At 70.4% G+C, this 18,534-nt stretch carries 15 protein-coding genes and 4 pseudogenes; 3 read left to right on the forward strand and 16 right to left on the reverse strand.

Translation table 11 applies throughout. The annotated features are described in order from the left end of the window. Positions 1 to 92: 92 nt before the first annotated feature. Positions 93 to 1,190 (forward strand): annotated as a pseudogene (locus tag ACVMYR_RS28880) (IS630 family transposase). A gap of 74 nt (positions 1,191 to 1,264) precedes the next feature. On the opposite strand, the gene ACVMYR_RS28885 reads toward ACVMYR_RS28880, so the two are convergent. The 14 genes and pseudogenes from ACVMYR_RS28885 to ACVMYR_RS28950 all read right to left on the reverse strand — a co-directional run. Beyond that, the gene (locus tag ACVMYR_RS28885) at positions 1,265 to 1,702 is read right to left on the reverse strand and encodes a nuclear transport factor 2 family protein (protein ID WP_457123311.1); all 438 of its coding nucleotides are present in this window, start codon (positions 1,700 to 1,702) and stop codon (positions 1,265 to 1,267) included. After that, the gene (locus ACVMYR_RS28890) at positions 1,702 to 2,505 is read right to left on the reverse strand and encodes a cyclase family protein (RefSeq protein ID WP_457123312.1); all 804 of its coding nucleotides are present in this window, start codon (positions 2,503 to 2,505) and stop codon (positions 1,702 to 1,704) included. The genes ACVMYR_RS28885 and ACVMYR_RS28890 overlap by 1 nt, the downstream gene beginning before the upstream one ends. Then, positions 2,502 to 3,758 (reverse strand): FAD-dependent monooxygenase, encoded by a 1,257-nt coding sequence (locus tag ACVMYR_RS28895; RefSeq protein ID WP_457123313.1) that lies wholly within the window; start codon positions 3,756 to 3,758, stop codon positions 2,502 to 2,504. The genes ACVMYR_RS28890 and ACVMYR_RS28895 overlap by 4 nt, the downstream gene beginning before the upstream one ends. Before the next feature lie 3 nt (positions 3,759 to 3,761). Further along, entirely contained in the window at positions 3,762 to 4,523 is a 762-nt protein-coding gene (locus tag ACVMYR_RS28900; protein WP_457123314.1) for an SDR family oxidoreductase, read from the reverse strand. Next, positions 4,514 to 5,921, reverse strand: a pseudogene (locus tag ACVMYR_RS28905) (acetyl-CoA carboxylase biotin carboxylase subunit). The gene ACVMYR_RS28900 and the pseudogene ACVMYR_RS28905 overlap by 10 nt, the downstream one beginning before the upstream one ends. Before the next feature lie 7 nt (positions 5,922 to 5,928). Beyond that, entirely contained in the window at positions 5,929 to 8,007 is a 2,079-nt protein-coding gene (locus ACVMYR_RS28910; RefSeq protein ID WP_457123315.1) for a carboxyl transferase domain-containing protein, read from the reverse strand. 7 nt (positions 8,008 to 8,014) lie between these two features. Continuing rightward, the gene (locus ACVMYR_RS28915; RefSeq protein ID WP_457123316.1) at positions 8,015 to 8,257 is read right to left on the reverse strand and encodes an acyl carrier protein; all 243 of its coding nucleotides are present in this window, start codon (positions 8,255 to 8,257) and stop codon (positions 8,015 to 8,017) included. A gap of 62 nt (positions 8,258 to 8,319) precedes the next feature. Then, positions 8,320 to 9,087, reverse strand: a complete 768-nt coding sequence (locus ACVMYR_RS28920) for an NAD-dependent epimerase/dehydratase family protein (protein ID WP_457123317.1) — start codon at positions 9,085 to 9,087, stop codon at positions 8,320 to 8,322. A gap of 21 nt (positions 9,088 to 9,108) precedes the next feature. Further along, entirely contained in the window at positions 9,109 to 10,095 is a 987-nt protein-coding gene (locus ACVMYR_RS28925) for a Gfo/Idh/MocA family protein (protein ID WP_457123318.1), read from the reverse strand. Then, positions 10,085 to 11,494, reverse strand: a complete 1,410-nt coding sequence (locus ACVMYR_RS28930) for an NDP-hexose 2,3-dehydratase family protein (RefSeq protein WP_457123319.1) — start codon at positions 11,492 to 11,494, stop codon at positions 10,085 to 10,087. Before ACVMYR_RS28930 ends, ACVMYR_RS28925 begins: the two co-directional genes overlap by 11 nt. A 28-nt stretch (positions 11,495 to 11,522) precedes the next feature. Continuing rightward, the gene (locus tag ACVMYR_RS28935) at positions 11,523 to 12,488 is read right to left on the reverse strand and encodes a hypothetical protein (protein WP_457123320.1); all 966 of its coding nucleotides are present in this window, start codon (positions 12,486 to 12,488) and stop codon (positions 11,523 to 11,525) included. A 421-nt stretch (positions 12,489 to 12,909) separates the two neighbouring features. Further along, a complete protein-coding gene (locus tag ACVMYR_RS28940; protein ID WP_457123321.1) occupies positions 12,910 to 13,311 on the reverse strand; it encodes an alpha/beta fold hydrolase in 402 nt (133 codons plus the stop codon). A gap of 103 nt (positions 13,312 to 13,414) precedes the next feature. Next, a complete protein-coding gene (locus tag ACVMYR_RS28945) occupies positions 13,415 to 13,660 on the reverse strand; it encodes a hypothetical protein (RefSeq protein WP_457123322.1) in 246 nt (81 codons plus the stop codon). A gap of 121 nt (positions 13,661 to 13,781) precedes the next feature. Further along, positions 13,782 to 14,258, reverse strand: a pseudogene (locus ACVMYR_RS28950) (MMPL family transporter); the annotation flags it as partial. 26 nt (positions 14,259 to 14,284) lie between these two features. On the opposite strand from ACVMYR_RS28950, the gene ACVMYR_RS28955 reads away from it, so the two are divergent. Beyond that, complete coding sequence (locus ACVMYR_RS28955) at positions 14,285 to 14,590, forward strand: response regulator transcription factor (RefSeq protein WP_457123323.1); 306 nt, start codon at positions 14,285 to 14,287, stop codon at positions 14,588 to 14,590. 220 nt (positions 14,591 to 14,810) lie between these two features. Next, positions 14,811 to 15,643 (forward strand): annotated as a pseudogene (locus ACVMYR_RS28960) (IS5 family transposase). A gap of 60 nt (positions 15,644 to 15,703) precedes the next feature. Here ACVMYR_RS28960 and ACVMYR_RS28965 read toward each other — a convergent pair. Continuing rightward, entirely contained in the window at positions 15,704 to 16,933 is a 1,230-nt protein-coding gene (locus ACVMYR_RS28965; RefSeq protein WP_457123324.1) for an iron-containing alcohol dehydrogenase, read from the reverse strand. Positions 16,934 to 17,059: 126 nt separating this feature from the next. Then, entirely contained in the window at positions 17,060 to 18,520 is a 1,461-nt protein-coding gene (locus ACVMYR_RS28970) for an NAD-dependent succinate-semialdehyde dehydrogenase (protein WP_457123325.1), read from the reverse strand. Between the last annotated feature and the right edge of the window lie 14 nt (positions 18,521 to 18,534).

Raw genomic sequence — 18,534 nt, forward strand, 5'->3', positions numbered from 1 at the left:
TCCCTTGCCAGCTAGTGCCTTGACCCCGAACGTTCGCGGTGTTGGATGACAGCCTGTCGGCCGGGGGTCGTCGTTGCGGTCAGGCTGTGGCGGTGGCAGAACCCGTTCGCGTTCGGTGGCTCAGTGACCATGAGGGTCAGCAGTTGCTGAGGATCACTCGTAGGGATACCGGCTCGCCGATCCGGTTGAGGCGGGCGATGGTCGTGCTCGCGTCTGCCGGTGGGAACACGGTGCCGGCGATCGCCCGCCTGCTTCAGGCCGACGAGAACACGATCCGGCAGGCCACCCACCGGTTTAACGAGATGGGGATGGCCAGCCTGGACCCTCGGTAGGCGGGTGAGGTTCCCACCAGATCAGTCCTGACGAGGAACAGTTCATCGTCGAGACGGCCACCACCCGCCCCGAGAAGCTGGGGCGACCGTTCATCCGCTGGAGCATCCACAAGCTCACCGATCACCTGCAGGTTCATACCGCCAGGCGGGTTCGGGTGGGGCGGGAACGGCTGCGGCAGATCCTGCACCGGCACCGGATTACCTTCCAGCGGTCGAAGACGTGGAAGGAGCCCACCGACCCTGACCGGGACGCCAAGCTCGCCCGGATCGGGTACGTGAGTAGTTATTTCCCACAGTGGGTGTTCGCGTTCGACGAGTTCGGGCCCCTGGTGATCCAGGGGCGAGTTGGGCGCCGGCCCGGGCACCCACGCCGGTTGCCCGCGAACTGCCATAAGCTGCACGGCGTCCGGCAGTTCCATGGCTGTTACAGCAGCGGCGACGACCAACTCTGGGACGTCGTGCGCCGCCGCAAGAGCACCGCGAACACCCTCGCCGCCTTGAGGTCGATCCGGGCCGCCCGGCCGGACGGGGCACCGATCTACGTCATTCTGTGCAACCTGTCCGCGTACAAGGGCTGAAGATCCGGTCGTGGGCGGCCCGGAACAAGTTCGAGCCGCGCTTCACCCCGACCTACGCCTCCTGGGCCAACCCGATCGAGGCCCAGTTCGGGCCGCTACGCACCTTCGTCATCGCCGGCTCCAACCACCCCCCGCTGACCCGACGCCTGCAGACCTACCTGCGCTGGTGCAACGCCAACGCCCCCACCCCGACGTCCTGACCGCCCAACGCCGCGAACGCGCCCGCATCCGCCGCGAGCGCCAACGACGCTGGGGCCAACCCGCTACCCGCGCAGCCTGACCCCAACACCGCCAACGTTCATGGTCAGAGCACTAGCAGCTCACCACTGCTGAACCGACCCACCAGGCTCACGGTCAGGGCAGGTCGTCGCGGGTGACCCTGCGGTGCTCCACCAGCCACTGTCCTTGCGGACCGCGCACCAGTAGATCCGTGCAGACGCAGGCCCGGTGGACCGTCGTCGCACCGCCGATCTCGGTCGCGACGACGAGCGCATAGCAGCGCACCTCGGCGTGAGCCTCGTCGATTGGGCGCACGTCGACCATGCCGTGCCAGTGCCGGTGCCGGACCCCCTGCCCGGCCAGCGTGGCGTGGCCCTTGGTCACAGCCGCGGTGAGCGCCTCGCGCCCGGTCACCGGCTCCCCGCCGGGCGGCTCGAAGACGCCGTCGGGCGCGAAGGTGGCGGCCCATCCCGCCGCGTCACCGTCGTCGAGCAGGTGCATGTGCCGGGCGTAGAACTGCTGGACCTCGAGGTAGAGGCCGCTGGTGGCGGTGGTGGTGAGCAGGTCGGTCATCACTGTCCTTCCGATCCGGTGGTGCCTGGGGTCGAGGGGTCGTCGAGCAGAGCCACCGCCCGGCACCAGCCGGCCCCCGCGCCGGTGATCTTGACCGGGAAGCAGGAGACGGTGAAGCCGATGGCGGGCAGCCGGTCCAGGCCGGCAAGCCGTTCGATCTGGCAGAACTCCCGGCGGCGGCCGGTGAAGTGGGCCGGCCACAGCACCGACCGGTCGCCGGTTGCGTGGTACCGGTCTATCATGTGACGGAACGGGGCGTCGAGGCTGAACGCGTCGGTGCCGATCACCTTTACGCCGAGGTCGAGCAGCAGGTTCGTCGCCGCGTCGTCCAGGCCAATGAAGTCGGTGAAGTAGGCGGGGGTGCCGGACCGGCGGTCTGCCCCGGTGTGCAGCAGGACGATCTGGCCCGGCTGCGGCCGGTGGCCGATCCGCTCGAACGCGTCCTCAAGGAAGGCGGCGTCCACGGCCCCCTCTGAGACGCCCGTCAGGTCCAGCTTCACGCCGGGGGCCCAGAACCAGTCCAGGGGCATCTGGTCGATCGTGCGCGGGGTGCCGTAGCTCGCGGTGGAGCCGTAGTGCGACGGCGCGTCGATGTGCGTGCCGGTGTGGCTGGTCAGGGTCAGCGTGTCGATGGACAGCAGTTCCTGGTCAGGCAGCACAGCCGGGTCGAAATCGATGCCGAAGTGCAGGCGCATCTCCTCGGCCATATGCCGGGCACCCTCGGCTGGCGTCACGATCTTGTGGGAAATCCTCTCCGGTTCCCAACCGCCGGCGTCGATGGGCGTGGACAAGTCGATAATCATCGGTCACTCTCCAGGGACGAAACGACCGGGCGGACCCGGGCCGCCGGGTTGCCGAAGGCGATCCGGCGGGTGATCTTGGTGCCGACCGGTGTCCGTTGTACCAGTCCGGCTATGCGGGGGCGCAGCACTGCGGCGAGCCCGCCGCCGGACATCATGGCACCGGCCTGTATCCGCTGGAATCGCATGACGGCGGTGATGTCGGCGGTCCTCGGCTCCTCGAAGGAGCGCAGCCGCCGCGGGGTGACCTCCCCGGCGGCGACGGCCGCGACGAGTGTGGGATGTAGCAGGGCCGCGTCCTGGACAGCCAGGTTGATGCCCTGGGCGCCGAGCGGGCTGTGCGTGTGTGCCGCGTCGCCGATCAGCACGACGCCGGGTTTGCTCCACCGCGCGGTGCGGGCGGCGAAGACGTCGAGCAGACTCAGGTCGGACAGCCGGTGCACCTCGTCGTGGATCTGGGCGGCGTGACCGGGGGCCACCCGGCAGAGGGCGTCGCGCACGGCCGTGACGCCGCCGGCGGCGAGGGCGGGGTAGCTGCCGCGTGGCAGGGCCCAGCCGATCTGCAGCCGGTCGGGATGCGACGGGTAGCTCAGCACGGGACCGGCGGGGCCTCGGGCGATGGTGACCTCGGCCGGCTCGTCCCCGGTGGCCCGGATCTTCAACCAGAGCACGTCGAAGGAGAAGCGCTCCCGCTCGCCCTCCTCCAGCCCCGCGAGCCGGCGGGTCTTGGAGTGGCGGCCGTCTGCGCCCACCACGCACACCGCTCGCACGGTGTGCGCGACGGTGCCCCGGCGCAGGACAGCGCCGCGCACCGTGCCGTCGTTGCCCCGGACCAGCCCATGCACGCGGTGCCCGTCGCGATAGGTGAACCCCGGCTGTGCCTGGCAGGCATCGAGCAACTCCCGGAGCAGGTGCTCCTGTGGCATGCTGAGCATGTGGTCGAACGGCGGTGGCAGGCGAGAGTAGTCGATGTCCAGCAACGTGCGGCCCTGATTGGCGAGCCGGAAGCGCCGCAACCGGTGGCTGCCACGGCCTCGGGCGCCCTCCAGGACGCCCAGGTCGTCGAGTACGAGCTGACCACCGGGCTGCAGGATCTCGCCGCGGTACTCACGGTGCCAGGAGGTGCTGCTCTCGGCGACGGTCACGCGCAAGCCGCTGCGCAGCAGCAGCAGGGCCAGCGTGAGACCGGCCGGACCGCCACCGACGATGCAGACGTCGGCGGTGCTGACGGACGGATCGTTCTCGGTTCCGGGCATCGCTCAGGCCCGCAGACTTAGGCCGCCGTCGGCCGTGATCGTCTGACCGTTGATCCAACCGGCGTCGTCGGTGCACAGCAACGCCACCGCACCGGCTACGTCGACGGGACGGGTGGCCCGGCCGGCCGGTGTCCGGGCGGCGATCCGGGCCAGGGCTGAGTCGCCGGGACCCGCGCCCTTGTCCACCTTGGCGGTCGAGACGATGTTGACGGCGATGCCACGGTCGGCGAGCTGGACGGCCAGGTACCGGACCTGACTCTCCAGCGCCGCCTTGGCGACGCCCGCGGACACGTATCCGGGCACGACCCGGTGGGCCCCCGCGCTGGAGATTACGACGATGCGGCCCCTGACCCCCATGGCGGAGGCGAGCGCGGCTCCGCCATGCAGCAGCGGCGCCAGGGCGGTGCGCAGGGCGGCGGTCAGGTCACCGGTGGTAGCTTCCTGCGGCGCCGCCGGGCGTAGCATCGAGATGCTGTGCACGTAGATGTCCAGGGCGCCGCGCTCGTCGCGGATCCGGCCGACCAACTCGTCCAATACCCCCGGGCGTCGGGCGTCGCCGTACAGCGTGGTGGCCGTGCCGGGCAGGTGCTGCAGGTTCGCGGCGGCGTCCTTGGCGCGGTCGTGATCGTGGGCGTAGTTGAGGTACACGTGGCAGCCGGCCGCGCACAAACGGCGGGCCGTGGCCTCGCCGATGCCGCTGGTGCCGCCGGTGATCAGCGCGACCCGGCCGGCCAGGCCGAGGTCGGCGGGTGGAGTCAGGGACATGTCGGGTCCTTCAACGTCGTCGGGGCGGGACCGGAAGTGGGGGTGGCAGGGGCGACCTGGGCGAGCAGAGCGGCCGCCAGGGAGGTGTCGTAGCGTCCGGCGCGGAATCCGGGGTTCGCCATCGCCCGCTGCAGGAAGCCGACGCTGGTGCGGACGCTGGGCCCGGCGATCCGGATCTCGCTCAGCGCCCGGCTCATTCGGCGGAGGGCATGGTCGCGTTCGGGGGCCCAGACGATCATCTTGGCGAGCAGGAGATCGTAGGCGGCGGGGACCCGGGCACCCGTACGCAGATCGCTGTCCACCCGCACGAACGGCCCGGACGGCAAATCGATGAGTTCGAGGGGGACCCGCCGTGGGCAGGAATCCGCAGTCCGGGTCCTCGGCCGTCACCCGGCACTCCGTTGACCACCCTCGGCCCGTGGCCTCATCCGGGCCCAGCCGCAGCGGCTCCCCGGCGGCGATGCGGATCTGCTCCCGAGTGAAATCGATGCCGGCGACCATCTCTGTGACTGGGTGCTCGACCTGGATCCGGGTGCTGATCTCTATGAAGCGGAACGAGCCGTCGCTGACCAGGAACTCGACCGTGCCGGCGCCCACGAAGCCGACCGACAGCACGCTGCGCAGCGGGATGTCCTGCATCGCAACCAGCATGCCGGCGTCGAGGCCCGGCGCAGGCGTCTCCTCGACGATCTTCTGGTGCCGCCGCTGCACCGAGCAGTCCCGGGCGCCCAGGGCCACATCGGTGCCGAACTGGTCGCACAGCACCTGGATCTCGACGTGCCGCGCGGACGGCAGGTAATTCTCGAGATAGACACGGTCGTCGCCGAAAAGCGCCCGCGCCTTGCCCCGGGTCTCGCGGTAGAGGTACGCGAAGTCCTCCGGATCCTCGACGACGTGCATCCGGAGCCCGCCGCCGGCGACGGCCTTGATGATGACCGGATAACCGACCTGGCCGGCGTAGGCGGCTGCAGCGCCCGCGGTGGCCAGGGGCTCGGTGCTGCCCGGCAGCATCGGTATCCCGACCTGCTGCATGCTGTGCCGGGCCTGGGCCTTGTGGCCGAGCAGGGAGATGATCCCCGGCGGGGACCCGATGAACGCCAGCCCGTGATCGAGACAGGCCTCGGCGAAGCTCGTGTTCTCAAAGAGGAAGCCGTAACCGGGGTCTACAGCCTGCGCCCCGGTCTGCTGGGCGGCCTCAATGATGGCGGGCATGTTGAGATAGCTCTGCCGGGCGGGCGCCGGACCGATGCACAGGGCCCGGTCGGCGGCCGCGACTCCGGCGGAGTCCGCGTCCTGGGTTGAGTGCACGACCACGGCGCGGATGCCCATCTCCTGGCAGCAGCGCACGACGCGCCGGGCGACCTCCCCGTGATTGGCGATGAGAATGGTGTCGAACACGGCCGGCCTACTCGTCGCCGGGGGCGAGGGCGAACAACGCCTCCCCGTACTGCACGGGCTCGGCGTCCTTGACCAGCACCGCCGCGATGCGCCCCGACCGGGGCGCCTCCACGGGCACCAGGAGCTTCATCGCCTCAATCACACCGACCTGCTGGCCGGCGCTGACTGTCTGGCCCTCCTTCAGGTACGGGCCGGCGCCGGGCTCGGCAGGGCGGTAGAAGGTGCCCAGAATCGGGGCCTGCACGAACTCCTTGGCCGGCATGACCGTCGCCGGGGTCGTGGCTGTGGCCATCGCGGCGCCGGTCGGTGGCGCCGCGCCCTGGGCCGTGGCGCTGGGCCACTCCAAACGGACGGACGTATCACCGCGTTGCACGTGCAGCGACTGCGGGGGACCGGCCGTCCCCCCAGCTTGCGCGCGGTGGTCACTGCGGCATCGAGCACGTCGACCAGGGCCGGGAGCTGCTCGTGGTGCGAGACGTTCATGAGTGGAGTCCCTCCGTTGGCACGGCGTCGAACCTCTCCCGACGGCGGGCCGGCAGCTGGTCCGCGGCGTGTCGCACAGCTCGTCGAGGTGATGCGTCACGGAGGTCCGCAGCCGCCGTGCAGGCTCGTCTGGATCGTCGCCGGGTCCGCCCGGCGGGACCGGGATCACGCCGTTGACGATCCTCAGCGCGAGTAGGGAGCGGGCGTCCGCCCGCAACGAGGCGGCCGCGGTCGCCGTCGCGTTCTCGCCGCCGGCCCAGAGGATCGCGGCGCGCCCCTCCGGGCTGATGACCGAGTAGACCGCGTCGGCGAGCATCAGTACCCGGCCCGCGACCGCCAGGGCGAGGGCGCCTCCGCTGCCGCCCTCGCCGGTGACCACCGCGATGATCAGCACGGGCAGCGACCCCATCAGTGCGAGGTTCTCAGCGATGGCGAACGCCTGCCCGTTCTTCTCCGCGCTGATGTCGGGATAGGCGCCGGAGGTGTCGACCAGCGTGACGACGGGGATGCCGAGCCGGCCCGCCAAGCGCATGAGCCGGCCGGCCTTGCGGTATCCGTCGGGGCCGGCCATGCCGTAGTTGCGCCGCACCATCTCCGCACCGGTGTGCCCCTTGCGATGTCCGATCACCATGACCGGCCGGCCCGCCCACCGCCCGATTTCCCCGACCACGGGCGGGCAGTCCCCGCCCAGCCGGTCACTGCGGAGCTTCTGGAAGTCATCGACGGTCAGGTATAGGTAGTCGTCGATGTTGGGTCGGGTCGGCGCCGCGCCGTCCGCAACCACGTCGCCCCGCACGGCTGGGGCGACAGCCCGCAGCAGCCGGCCGAGTAGGTCCCGCAGCTCATCGCGGGGATAGATCGCGTCGATGAAGTCCCGTTCCAGCAGGAACTCCGCGCTCTGAAACCCGTCCGGCAGGCGCTCACCGATGGTCTGCGCGACCACACGGGGGCCAGCGAAACCCAGCCGGGCGCCCGGCTCGGCGACGATCACCTGCCTGAGCGTGGCGAAGGACGCCGCCGCCCCTCCGTACGTGGGATCGGTGATCAGGCACACCGTCAGCAGACCGGCGTCCTGCACCGACCGCACCGCCATGGCGGTCCGGGCCATCTGCACGAGGGCGACGGTGCCCTTTTGCATGTGGGCCCCGCCGGACGCGGTCACCACCGCCAGCGGCACGCGGTCGGCGACGGCACACCGGGCCGCCTGGGCCAGCAGGTCGCCGACCGCCCGGCCGAGGCTACCCCCGAGGAACCCGAAGTCCATGACGGCCGCCACGAGAGACTGCCCCTTGATGGTGAGCCGGGCGCAGAGCATCGCTTCGCGCAACCCGGTCGCCGCCCGGGCCTCGTCGCGGCGCCGGGGATATGGCTTGCGGTCCACGAAGCCCAGTGTGTCGGCGTCCGTGACCGGGAAGTCGAGCTCGCGCAGCGACCCGTCGTCCGCGAGGTGCGCGAGCCGCTCCAGGGCGCTGAGCCATCCGTGCCGGCCACATTGGGGGCAGACCTGCAGAGGCCGGCTGAGCACCTTGGCGCAGAGCATGGAATGGCACCCGGGGCAGAGCGTCCACTCGGGGGCGGCCGGCGCGGAGATGACAGCGGTCATGGCTGGGTCACACCGCGGTCTGGGCGAGCCCGAGCAACTCCCGGGGCGTCGCCACGAGCGCCACCTTGTCTCCGAGATCGATGCCGGTCTCCTGGCGGATGCGGGCGGAGGCCTCGAGTAGCGCCAGGGAGTCGTAGCCCAGCTCCTCGAACGGCACGTCGGTGACGTCACGGTCGAAGTCGACGCGGCTGTCGGCGCCCGCCACCTCGTCGAGGATCCGCAGGAGCATGGGAATGGTCAGGTGAGCCATGAGGGCTTCCTTTCGCTGTGCGAGCCTTGCGCCGATGGTCCGGCACCGGTGTGGAGAGGGGCTCAAGAGCCACTGGAGGACGTTCTCGACTTGACCCGCGTACGCAGGTAGCGATCGAGCACGCGCTGGTAGTAGTACGGGCCGAAGTTCAGGGCCCGGACGCCGGGTACGAGCCGGCGCAGGTGATGGATGCAGATCTGCGGCTCCTCCGCGACGTCCAGGAAGGTCTTGTCCGTCACGGCGCCGAGGCGCTGCTCGATGTGCTCGACGATGCGCTCGACCGGGACCCCGGTGCCGCTGGCGACGTTGACGACGTGGTCGCCGTTGCCCGCGCCGAGCAGGCTGTCGACCAGCGTGACGACGTCGCCAATGTCGATCAGGTCCCGGCGCGCTCCGCGCTTGATCTGGACGACCCCCGAGCGGACCTGGTCCACCAGCGACGGCACGAACTGGTGGGCCCGCTGCCCGGCACCCACCGGATAGGCGAGCCGCAGGATCAGATGTCGGGTCCCGGAACCGGTGATTAGCATCTCCATGGCGCGCTTGTGCCGCCCGTACGGGGAACAGGGCTCGACCGGGTCGTCCTCGCAGGCGGACGCCCGGCGGGTCCCGTACATGCCGACCGATGACGTGGAGAAGTACAGCAGCCGCCGGTGCGCCCGCCGGCACCGCTCGACGGCCGCAGCCAGCAGCCCCGCCTCGCGGTCGAACTCGGGCACCGCCACGCCGTCGCCGCTGGAGATCCCGGCGGCGAACATCGTGACGTCGGGATGCCGGTGTGCGATGGCGGCGGCGGCCTGCGCCAGGAAGCCGCGTCCAACGATCTCCATGCCTCACCTCTCGGGTACTGCTCAGCGGCCGGGGTCGCTGGCGGCGGCGGTGCGGTCGACCAGCTCGGCCTGATCCACGGCGTGCCGGTACTGCTGGGCACGGGCGAGCGGGTCGTGCACCGCGGCGGCGAACGCGCGCAGCATGACCGCGAACTGGTCGTCCGGACCGATGTCGTGGACCGACGTGCCGGTGCCGCGCTGCACGACCACGGTGGTCGGCAGGTCCGGTGGTGCGGCATAGGCGCGGGCTACGCTGAGCGTGCCCGCCGAGCCCCAGAACGTGTAGTCGGCGCGATAGGCGTGGTCGAGCCCGTAGCTGAGCTCGGCGGTGACCCCGGCGACATCGCGCAGCAGGACGTGCCCGCCAGCGTCGACCCGTAGCCCGGGGGCACCCCAGCGGGCCGCGGCCAGCACGGACAGCGGTCCGGACAAGAAGTGCGCCGCCGCGCGCAGCGGATAGACGCCGACGTCCAGCAGGGCTCCGCCGCCCAGCCGGGGCTGGTAACGGATGTCGTCCGCCGGCAGCCGCGGGATGCCGAAGGCAGCGGTGAAGGTGCGCAGCTCGCCGATGGCACCGCCGGCCAGGAGTTCCCGCACCGTCTGCTGCCGGCGGTGGTGCAGGAAGGCGAAGTTCTCCATCAGAACCAGGCCGCGCTCCCGGGCGAGCCGGACCAGGTCCGCGGTCTGCGCGGCGCTGGTGGTCAGCGGCTTCTCGGCCAGCACGTGCTTGCCTGCAGACAGGGCCCGGCGTACCCACGGCGCACGCAGACCGGCGGGAAGCGGCAGGTACACCGCATCGACGCCGGGGTGGCGCAGCAACTGGTCGTAGTCCCCGAGCGGCGTGGCGTCGTACGGCCCGGCTAGCGCGGCTGCACGACTGGCGTCGCGGCTGGCCACCGCCCGCAGACGCAGTTGCGGGCAGGTGGCGATCGCGGGCAGGGTGCGCCGTCGCGCGATGGCGGCGGCGCTCAGCACGCCGACGCCCAGCACCGCCGGCTCAGCCGTCATGGCCCGCCTGCCCGGTGCCGCCGTCCAGGAGCGAGTGTAGGCAGGCAAGGATGCTGCGGGCCTGGACGTTGAGATAGCCGGAATGCCGCGTCAGGTTCTGCAACTGGTGCAGCGTCAGCCACGCGTAGTCGTCGGGCACCTCCCGGCCGATCTCGGCCCCGGGGTAAGCGATGACGTAACGGTTGCGGGCGTGTAAGAACCGTCCGCCCTCCTCGGAGTGCACGGCGTCGAACAGGATCTGGCGCCGATCGAGAGCCAGAGCATGATCGAGGTAGCGCGCCCGGAACGGCTGCCCGTCGTGGACCGCCGGATCGGCCTGTACCGAGGGCGCCAGCTCGAGATGACTGCGCAGCCCGGGCTCAGGGCGCGCGTGTAGCAACACGTGGGCCACGCCGTCGAAGCTCTTGACGAACAGCACGACGAGTCCGCGTCCGGTGGGTTCGATCAGAGGCTGGGTCCACCCGCCGACCTCACGGCTCGAGGCCGCCACGTCGACGGCAATCACCTTAAAGTACCGGCCGTCCGGGCGCTGGATCGCATGTTCGTCGCGGTGCCAGCCGGCGACCGCGGCGAGCCCGATGGGACGTACGGTCATCTGCTGCTCGGCCCGGCGCCCGGTGAGCCAGCTCAGCACCTGCCCGTCGCCCCACATGCCGCGGCTGGGCCGGACCGAGCGGCGCAGGGCGGCCCGCAGCGAGGTGTCACCGGCCGGCGGCTCGTCGCCCTCGGGCACCGGCAGGCAGCCGAGCACTACCCGGGTGTCCATGTTGACTAGGTCGTCCTCGTGCAGCAGCCGGCGTACCTGCTCCAGCGGGAACCAGCGATAGTCCGGCCGCTCCGGCACGGGCTCGTCGAGGTGCACGACCATGTTGCGGTTCTGCTTGTGCAGGAACCACACACCCTGCTCGGAGTGCAGGGCGTCAACGACGATCTGGTCGGGTGTCGCTCCGGTGAAGTTCTCCAGGTACGGCACCCGGCTTCCCCCGTGCACGCCGGTAAAGTTGCTGCGGGTGGCCTGCACGGTCGGTGAGAGCTGCAGGAGGTTGTGGTTGCCCGGTTCCATCTTGGCTTGCAGCAGACAGTGCGGTGTCCCGTCGATCATGGTCATCAGCACGCCCAGGACGCCGACCTCCGGCTGCGAGATGATCGGCTGCTGCCAGTGCGGCACCGGGCCGTCGCTGCGGACATCGACACCGTGGATGGCGAAGAACCTTCCGCTACGGTGGCGCAGGTCGCCGGCGTCGTCGAAGTACCACTGGTCGAGCCCGGAGAACGGGATACGGCGCACCGAGAACCGGTGGGCGGCGGTGCGGCGTTCCCACCACCGTCGCCACTGGTCGTCCTGCTGGGTCGGGGTCGAGCCGGGGTCGAGCCGGACCGCGCTGATGTACGACCTCATGCCAGGTCCTCCTTGATGGGGCGCGGCATCACCCATGGGTGACGTGGACGGCAAAGGTGTCGATGTCGTCGGCCGGCTCCACCAGGCTCTGCGCCGGGCGTGTGGGCTGCGGCCAGGCTACGGACCATCCGGTGGGACGCAGCCCGGAGCCCGACGACCGGGCATCGGCGGTGACCAGGAAGCGTAGGTTGAATCCGGGAACGTTCTGACCGTCGGCCTCGATCAGCGGCACCAGCACGCGGTCGGGGAACGCGCAGTTCATCAGGCGCCGGTCGGCGGAGAGGGAGCAGCCGTCCGTGGCACTGACGAACGTGACGTGCTCGGGCAGCCGCAGCGTGTACCCGAAGCCGGTCAGGCGGCGGTCGCCCTGGTTGAACAAGCCGAGCCACAGCGACGACGTCTCACCGGGCGCCAGCGGGCTGCCGTTGTTGTAGCCGGTCGCGGGGTCGGCAGCAAACACGTCGTCGGCCAGGACGAGCAGGTCACCGCCGTGCCCGCCGACGCGCAGCGCCAGCCTGGTGCTGTTGTCGGCCGGTGTGGTGTCCAGGGCGGAGGAGACAGAGATCCGCACCACCCCGCCGTCCCCGCTGCCGGTCCGGCTGTTCGTGGCGGTGAGCCCGAAGTCGAAGTTCTCCCAGGGCTGCACCACATGGTCGGCGTAGCTGCAGATCAGCTTGCGGTCCGGCGTACTGGTGCAGGGCCGGGGCTGGCCGATCTGGTCGAGCGGTGCGGCGGCGGGGATCAGTGCGGTCAGCCCGCTGAGGTCGTAGGTGACCTGCAGATCCGGTACGGGCACTGCGCTGCTGTTGCGTACCTTGACGGTCATCGCCTTGCCGGGTGAGTCGGCAGCGATCGTCCCGCCGACGGCGGTCACCGACAACCGGGCGCCACCGGGCCCGTCCGGCGTGGCGTGCGCGGGGTCCGCCGGTGCGGTCAGCAGGGTCAGCGCGAAACCAGTGGCGATGACGGCTTCGAGCAAGGGACGTGTACGCATCTGTCTCCTCGGGTGTCCGTGCGGATATGCCACGACCGAGCATGGCGACGCCGTCTCGAAGGATCCTCAAGTTCGCCTCCAGCTTCAGGGGACGATCTCTAGTGCTGCGACCACGAACGTTGGCGCCGGGGACGGCGGCGGCCGTTGCGCGCCCGCCGCTCACATCGACCAGACGGTCGGCCTCGCTGTGGATGACCACGGTGGGCACCTTCAGCATGCGCAGGCTCGGGCGCAGTCCGCAGCCGTGACGATCGCTGCGAACTGCCGGGCCGTGCCGGCCGGATGGTAGGCGTGGCGGACCTTCGCGGCGGCGCTGCCGACCCGGTCGTCCTAGCTGATCTCGTGGCCGGACGAGCTGATCAGGCGGTAGAGGGAGACGCCCGCGGCGATCGCGGCTCGCTGTCGGCGTCAGGCCGGGGCATCAAGACAAAGACGTCGTCGAGGGTGGCCTGCCTGACCGCGCGGTCGCCGGTGGTCGACGAGATTGAGGCGAGACTGGCGACGAGGTCGGGCCGCTCGGCGCGACCAGTTGGGCGGTCGTGCCGCCCATCGAGACGCCGACCAGGTGCGCCCGGCGCACGCCGAGGGCCTCGATCAGCCCGGCGGTGTCGGCGGCCATGTCGGACAGTCCGTACCGCCCGGACGACATGTCACCGGTGAACAACGCGGGCACGTTGACGTCGCCGAGGTGGTCCAGCCAGATCGAGAGGCCGATGTCGCGGTTGTCGAACCGGATCACGTGGAAGCTGCGGGCGGCGAGGGCCGCGCAGAACCCGTCGGGCCAGGTGATCATCTGTTCGCTCAGGCCCATGACGAGCAGCATCGGCGGGTCTGTGGGATCTGCGAGTGTCTCATAGGAGCGGTCGACGGAGCTCGAGCGTACGAAAGGCAAGGCGTACTCCCATTCCTCGCCTCTTCGGGTCTGGTCAGTGCTCGCCCCTGGCGAGTTGCTCAGCCAGCCGCGAACCTTGGACGTCGATGTTCGGCAGGATATCTGTCCAGCCATCTCGGCAGCGACCACGCGGACCTGCCGAGCAACGACAGCACAGCCGGGACACGATGGTCATGCGGACCAGCAGGGCATCGACGGCGATGCTGAACGCGAGGGCGAACCCGAGCGACCTGATGACGATGTCCTCGGCGAGGAGGAAGCCCGCGACGACGCTCATCATGATCAGCGCTGCGGCGGTGACGACCCGCGCGCCGTGTCTCAGGCCGACCACGATGGCCTCGTCCGGGGCGGTGCCCGTGCACGAACTCCTCCCGGGTCTGGATGATCAGGAATAACCCGGAGTCCATGGCCAGGCCGAACAGGATGCCGATCAGGAAGATCGGGATGAAGCTGAAGATCGGGCCGGTCGACGCGACGCCGAGGACGCCGGCCAGGTCGCCCTGCTGGAAGATGAAGACCAGGGCGCCGAACGAGGCGGCCACCGACAACAGGAGCCCCACCGTCGCCTTGATCGGCACCAGAACGCTGCGGAACACCACCACCACCACTATCAGCAAGATGAATGCGAGGCCGACCACGATGGACAGGTACGGCAGCAGCGCGTCGTTGATCTTCTCCGACACGTCGATGTCGGCCGCGGTGCGGCCGCTGACGGCCAGGGTCGCGCCGCCGGTGGCCGCAGTGAAGTCCGCCTGCTGGGCCCGCAGGTCGTGCACGAGCTTCCTGGTCCCTTCGCTGGTGGGGCCGCTGCGGGGAACGACGGTGAGGGTGGCAGTGTCGCCGGCCTGGTTCGGCGTCGCCGCGGTGACGAGCACCACGCCATCGAGACCGGAGGCAAGCTTCTGTGCCCGCTCACCCGCGGGCCACCAGCGGGTTGATCAGCCGGCTGATCCATCACATCCAGCCACCGACGAGGAATCAGCCGGAGCTCGAGCTGGTCACCGGTCGGGAAAAGGAGATCCTGCTCCTGGTCGCGAACAGGCTGTCCAACGACGCCATCGCCCGACGGCTCCACCTGCCTCCGCTGACGGTCAAGACGCACATCAACCGCACGATGATCAAGTTGCGCGCGCGTGACCGGGCCCAACTGGTGGTCTTCGCCTACCAGCACCACATGGTCAGGCCCGGCGACACCCTGCCCGACAACTGACTGGACGTTTGCTTCGTGTTCAGGTCAGTAGAGACCGATTCACGCCTCGACCTCGTCAGGGTAATATGCCGGACCTGACCTGGAAAGCGCACATCGTCGCCAGCTCCACGTTGACCAGAATCAGGCATTTCAGCCCGCGATCGTGTCTGATTCACTTTCAACCGACATCGACGTACATGAGGTCCGTCGATCCGACCCCCAGACGCCGTACGCCTGCTGCATGACCGAACGGCGACCCTATCCCTCTGACCCGTCCGACGCCCGGTGCGCACTGATCGCACCCCGGCTGACCGCCTGGCGACAGGCCCGCACCGACGCCGGAGTCAGCGGCCACACCCCCACCCACGACCTTCGCGACATCTTCGACGCCATCCTGTACGTCAACCGCACCGGCATCGCCTGGCGCTACCTGCCCCACGACTTCCCGCCGTATCGCACCGTCTACGGCTACTTCGCCGCCTGGAGCAAAGAAGGCATCTTCACCGAACTCAACTACCAGCTCACCGGCCTCGTCCGCGACCACCACGGCCGCACCATCACACCCATCGCCTCCATCATGGACGGCCAGAGCGTGAAGACCTCCACCAACGTCCCACTGTCCACCCAGGGCACCGACGCCGGGAAGAAGATCGTCGGCCGCAAACGCGGCATCATCAACGACACCCTCGGCCTCCTCCTCGCCGTCATCGTCACCGCAGCGCCAGCGACAACACCATCGGCATCAACCTGCTCGACCAGGCCACCGCCGCCTGCCCCGCCCTGGCCAAGACCTGGGTCGACGCCGGATTCAAGAACCGCGTCGTCGAACACGGCGCCGCCCTCGGCGTTGACGTCGAGATCGTCACCAAAGACCCGTACGTCAAAGGCTTCAGCGTGGTCAAACGCAGATGGGTCGTCGAACGCACGCTGGGCTGGCTGATGCGCCACCGTCGGCTCGTGCGCGACTACGAGACCCGACCCGACAACTCCGCCAGCATGATCACCATCGCCATGATCGACAAACTCGCCGAACGGCTCACCACCGAAACCACCCCAACCTGGCGAGACGACTAAAACCACAACACACGCAAAATACGTGAATCAGACGTCCTCTGAGGACACGTACGCGGCGACTCAGCCCGGACTCCGGACGTGTCGGGTCCGGTCCCCGGCCCAGGCCGCTTCGAGGATCGCGGTCAGGCTGGCGGTGTCGGTCGGGCCCGGATGGTTCTGGATCAGGCGGGTGACGCCACCGGCCATCTCGGCGAAGCGCGGGAGGTCGGCGCGGGCCACGCCGATGTCCGCCAGGGTGGCAGGGATGCCGATGTCGGCGAGGAGGCCGTCGAGCCAGGTGAGGAACGCGTCCGCGGCCTCAGCGTCCGAGGCGTCGGCCACGTCGAGCCCGCACGCACCGGCGAGGACGGCCAGCCGGTCGACGATGGCATCCCTGGCCGCGTCCAGCGCGTACGGCAGCAGCAGCCCGACGCCCAGGCCGTGCGGCGTGTGGGTGGCCGCGCCGATGGGGTACTGGAGAGCGTGCGGGGCCGCGTTGCCCGCGTGGGAGAAGGCGAGCCCGGCGAGCATGGACCCGTAGGACATGTCCGCGCGCGCGTCCGTGTCGCCGCCGTCCCGGACGGCACGACGCAGGCTGCGGGCGATCCGCTCGGCGGCCCGGAGCGCGTAGTGGTCGGTGACCGGGTTGCGGCCGAGGAACACCTGCTCCACCGGGTCGCGTGGTGCGTGGGCCCGGGGCCGCGCGGTGTAGCTCTCCACCGCGTGGCAGAACGCGTCGATGCCGGAGTGGGCGGTGACGGTCGCGGGGCAGGTGTAGGTGAGTTCGGGGTCGACGATGGCGAAGTCGGGCACGATGTGGACGCTGGAGACCCCCACCTTCAGCGCGCGGTCCGGGTCGGTCAACACCGAGACGGGGGTGAGCTCGGAGCCGGTGCCGGACGTCGTCGGGACCGCGACGAGAGGAAACGTCGGCCCCGGCACCTTCGACTCACCGTAGAAGTCGCGTGGCGTCCCACCGTGGCGCCGGATGACGCCGACGATCTTGGCGAGGTCGATCACCGTGCCGCCGCCGATGGCGAGGATGACGTCGGCGTCCACCTCGGCGGCGGCCGAGACGGCCAGGTCGACATCGGTGAGTGGCACGTCCGGGGTCGCGTCGGAGAACACCGCGACGGCCTCGACCTTCTCCCGCACGGCGGCCACGATCTCGGCCACGCCCGGCTGCCCCAGGAGAATCCGGTCGGTCACGATCAGGACCCGCGAGCCGCTCTCGGCCACCACTCGTGGGATGTTCTGCGCGACCCCTTCGCCCACGATCAGCTGGCGTGGTCCGCGGACGGTCTCAAGCATGTCGGTGCCTCTCCGGAACGTCGGCGGCGATGTGCTGGGCGGGCGTCCGGGTCACCTGCGGGACCGGGACGGCGTCGGCCGGGTCGGGTCGCCCGGGTGGCCCAGGCGCCCCCGGGTGGAGGCCGGTCACGGCAGGTCGATCGCCGCGTAGGTGAGGTCGAGGTATTCGAGGATGCCCTCGTGCGACCCCTCCTTGCCGATCCCGGACTGCTTCACGCCTCCGAACGGGGCCGACGGGTCCGAGATCAGGCCACGGTTGATGCCGACCATCCCCGTCTCCAGCCCCTCGGCGAACCGGATCGCCCGCTGCAGGTCACGGGTGAAGACGTAGCCGACGAGGCCGTGCTCGGTGTCGTTGGCCTTCGCCAGCACCTCGTCGTCGGACGTGAACGGGATGATCGGCGCCACCGGGCCGAAGATCTCCTCCCTCAGCATCCGCGCGTCCTCGGGCACGTCGACGAGGACCGTGGGCGGGTAGAAGTGGCCCGGCCCGTCCGGGCGCTCGCCGCCCACCAGGACCCGGGCACCGCGCTCGACCGCGTCGGCGACGAGCTTGTCGATCGTGGTGACCGAGGCGTCGTCGATCAACGCCCCGACGTCCACGCCGTCGTCGAGGCCATGGCCCACTGAGAGCGCGCCCATCCGCTCGGCGAAGCGCGCCGTGAACTCCTCGCGCACCGGCTCCTCGACGTAGATCCGGTTGGCCGCGATGCAGGACTCCCCGATGTTGCGCATCTTGGCGACCATGGCACCGTCGAGCGCGACGTCCAGGTCGGCGTCCGCACACACGATCAGGGCCGCGTTGCCGCCCAGCTCCATGGAGGTACGCAGCACGTTGTCCGCAGCCTGCCGGAGCAGCACGCGCCCGACCTCGGTCGACCCGGTGAAGGAGAGCTTGCGGGTCCGACCGTCGGCCAGCAGCGCGGAGACCACCTCGCCGGAGCGCTTGGTGGTCACCACGTTGACGACGCCCGGGGGAACGCCGACCTCCTCCATGATGCGGGCCAGCAGCAGCATGGTGAGCGGCGTCTGGGCTGCCGGCTTGGTGATCGTCGTGCAGCCGGCGGCCAGCGCGGGGGCGATCTTGCGGGCGCCCATGGCCAACGGGAAGTTCCAGGGCGTCACGAAGACGCACGGTCCGACCGGCTTCGGCACGGTGAGGATGCGGTAGCCACCCGCGGGCGCGGTGCTGTAGCGCCCCTCGACGCGCACCGCCTCCTCGGCGAACCAACGGAAGAACTCGGCGCCGTAGGCCACCTCTGCCCGAGCCTCGGCGAGCGGCTTGCCCATCTCGAGCGTGATCAGCCGGGCGACCTCCTCGGATCGCCCGGTCAGTGCCCGGTGCGTCGCGGTCAACAGCTCCGACCGCTTCCGCGGCGGGGTCGCCGCCCACTGCGCCATCGCCGTGCTCGCCGCGTCCAGCGCGGCGAGCCCGTCGGCGACACCGGCGTCCGCCACCTCGGCGATGGTCTGGCCGGTGGCCGGGTCCTCGACGGCGAAGGTGGCTCCGCTTGCGGCGTCGCGCCAGGTGTCGCCGATCCGCAGCCGCCGGTGCTCGGGGGCCAGGACGTTCGTCGGGTCACTCACTGCGTCGCCTCCTG

The sequence above is a fragment of the Micromonospora sp. PTRAS2 genome, from assembly GCF_054052245.1.

Bases quoted from the DNA above. Each gene is read 5' to 3' on its own strand.
- ACVMYR_RS28885 (WP_457123311.1), bottom strand. From the start codon at position 1,702: ATGACCGACCTGCTCACCACCACCGCCACCAGCGGCCTCTACCTCGAG.
- ACVMYR_RS28890 (WP_457123312.1), bottom strand. From the start codon at position 2,505: ATGATTATCGACTTGTCCACGCCCATCGACGCCGGCGGTTGGGAACCG.
- ACVMYR_RS28895 (WP_457123313.1), bottom strand. From the start codon at position 3,758: ATGCCCGGAACCGAGAACGATCCGTCCGTCAGCACCGCCGACGTCTGC.
- ACVMYR_RS28900 (WP_457123314.1), bottom strand. From the start codon at position 4,523: ATGTCCCTGACTCCACCCGCCGACCTCGGCCTGGCCGGCCGGGTCGCG.
- ACVMYR_RS28910 (WP_457123315.1), bottom strand. From the start codon at position 8,007: ATGACCGCTGTCATCTCCGCGCCGGCCGCCCCCGAGTGGACGCTCTGC.
- ACVMYR_RS28915 (WP_457123316.1), bottom strand. From the start codon at position 8,257: ATGGCTCACCTGACCATTCCCATGCTCCTGCGGATCCTCGACGAGGTG.
- ACVMYR_RS28920 (WP_457123317.1), bottom strand. From the start codon at position 9,087: ATGGAGATCGTTGGACGCGGCTTCCTGGCGCAGGCCGCCGCCGCCATC.
- ACVMYR_RS28925 (WP_457123318.1), bottom strand. From the start codon at position 10,095: ATGACGGCTGAGCCGGCGGTGCTGGGCGTCGGCGTGCTGAGCGCCGCC.
- ACVMYR_RS28930 (WP_457123319.1), bottom strand. From the start codon at position 11,494: ATGAGGTCGTACATCAGCGCGGTCCGGCTCGACCCCGGCTCGACCCCG.
- ACVMYR_RS28935 (WP_457123320.1), bottom strand. From the start codon at position 12,488: ATGCGTACACGTCCCTTGCTCGAAGCCGTCATCGCCACTGGTTTCGCG.
- ACVMYR_RS28940 (WP_457123321.1), bottom strand. From the start codon at position 13,311: ATGCTGCTCGTCATGGGCCTGAGCGAACAGATGATCACCTGGCCCGAC.
- ACVMYR_RS28945 (WP_457123322.1), bottom strand. From the start codon at position 13,660: ATGATGAGCGTCGTCGCGGGCTTCCTCCTCGCCGAGGACATCGTCATC.
- ACVMYR_RS28965 (WP_457123324.1), bottom strand. From the start codon at position 16,933: ATGCTTGAGACCGTCCGCGGACCACGCCAGCTGATCGTGGGCGAAGGG.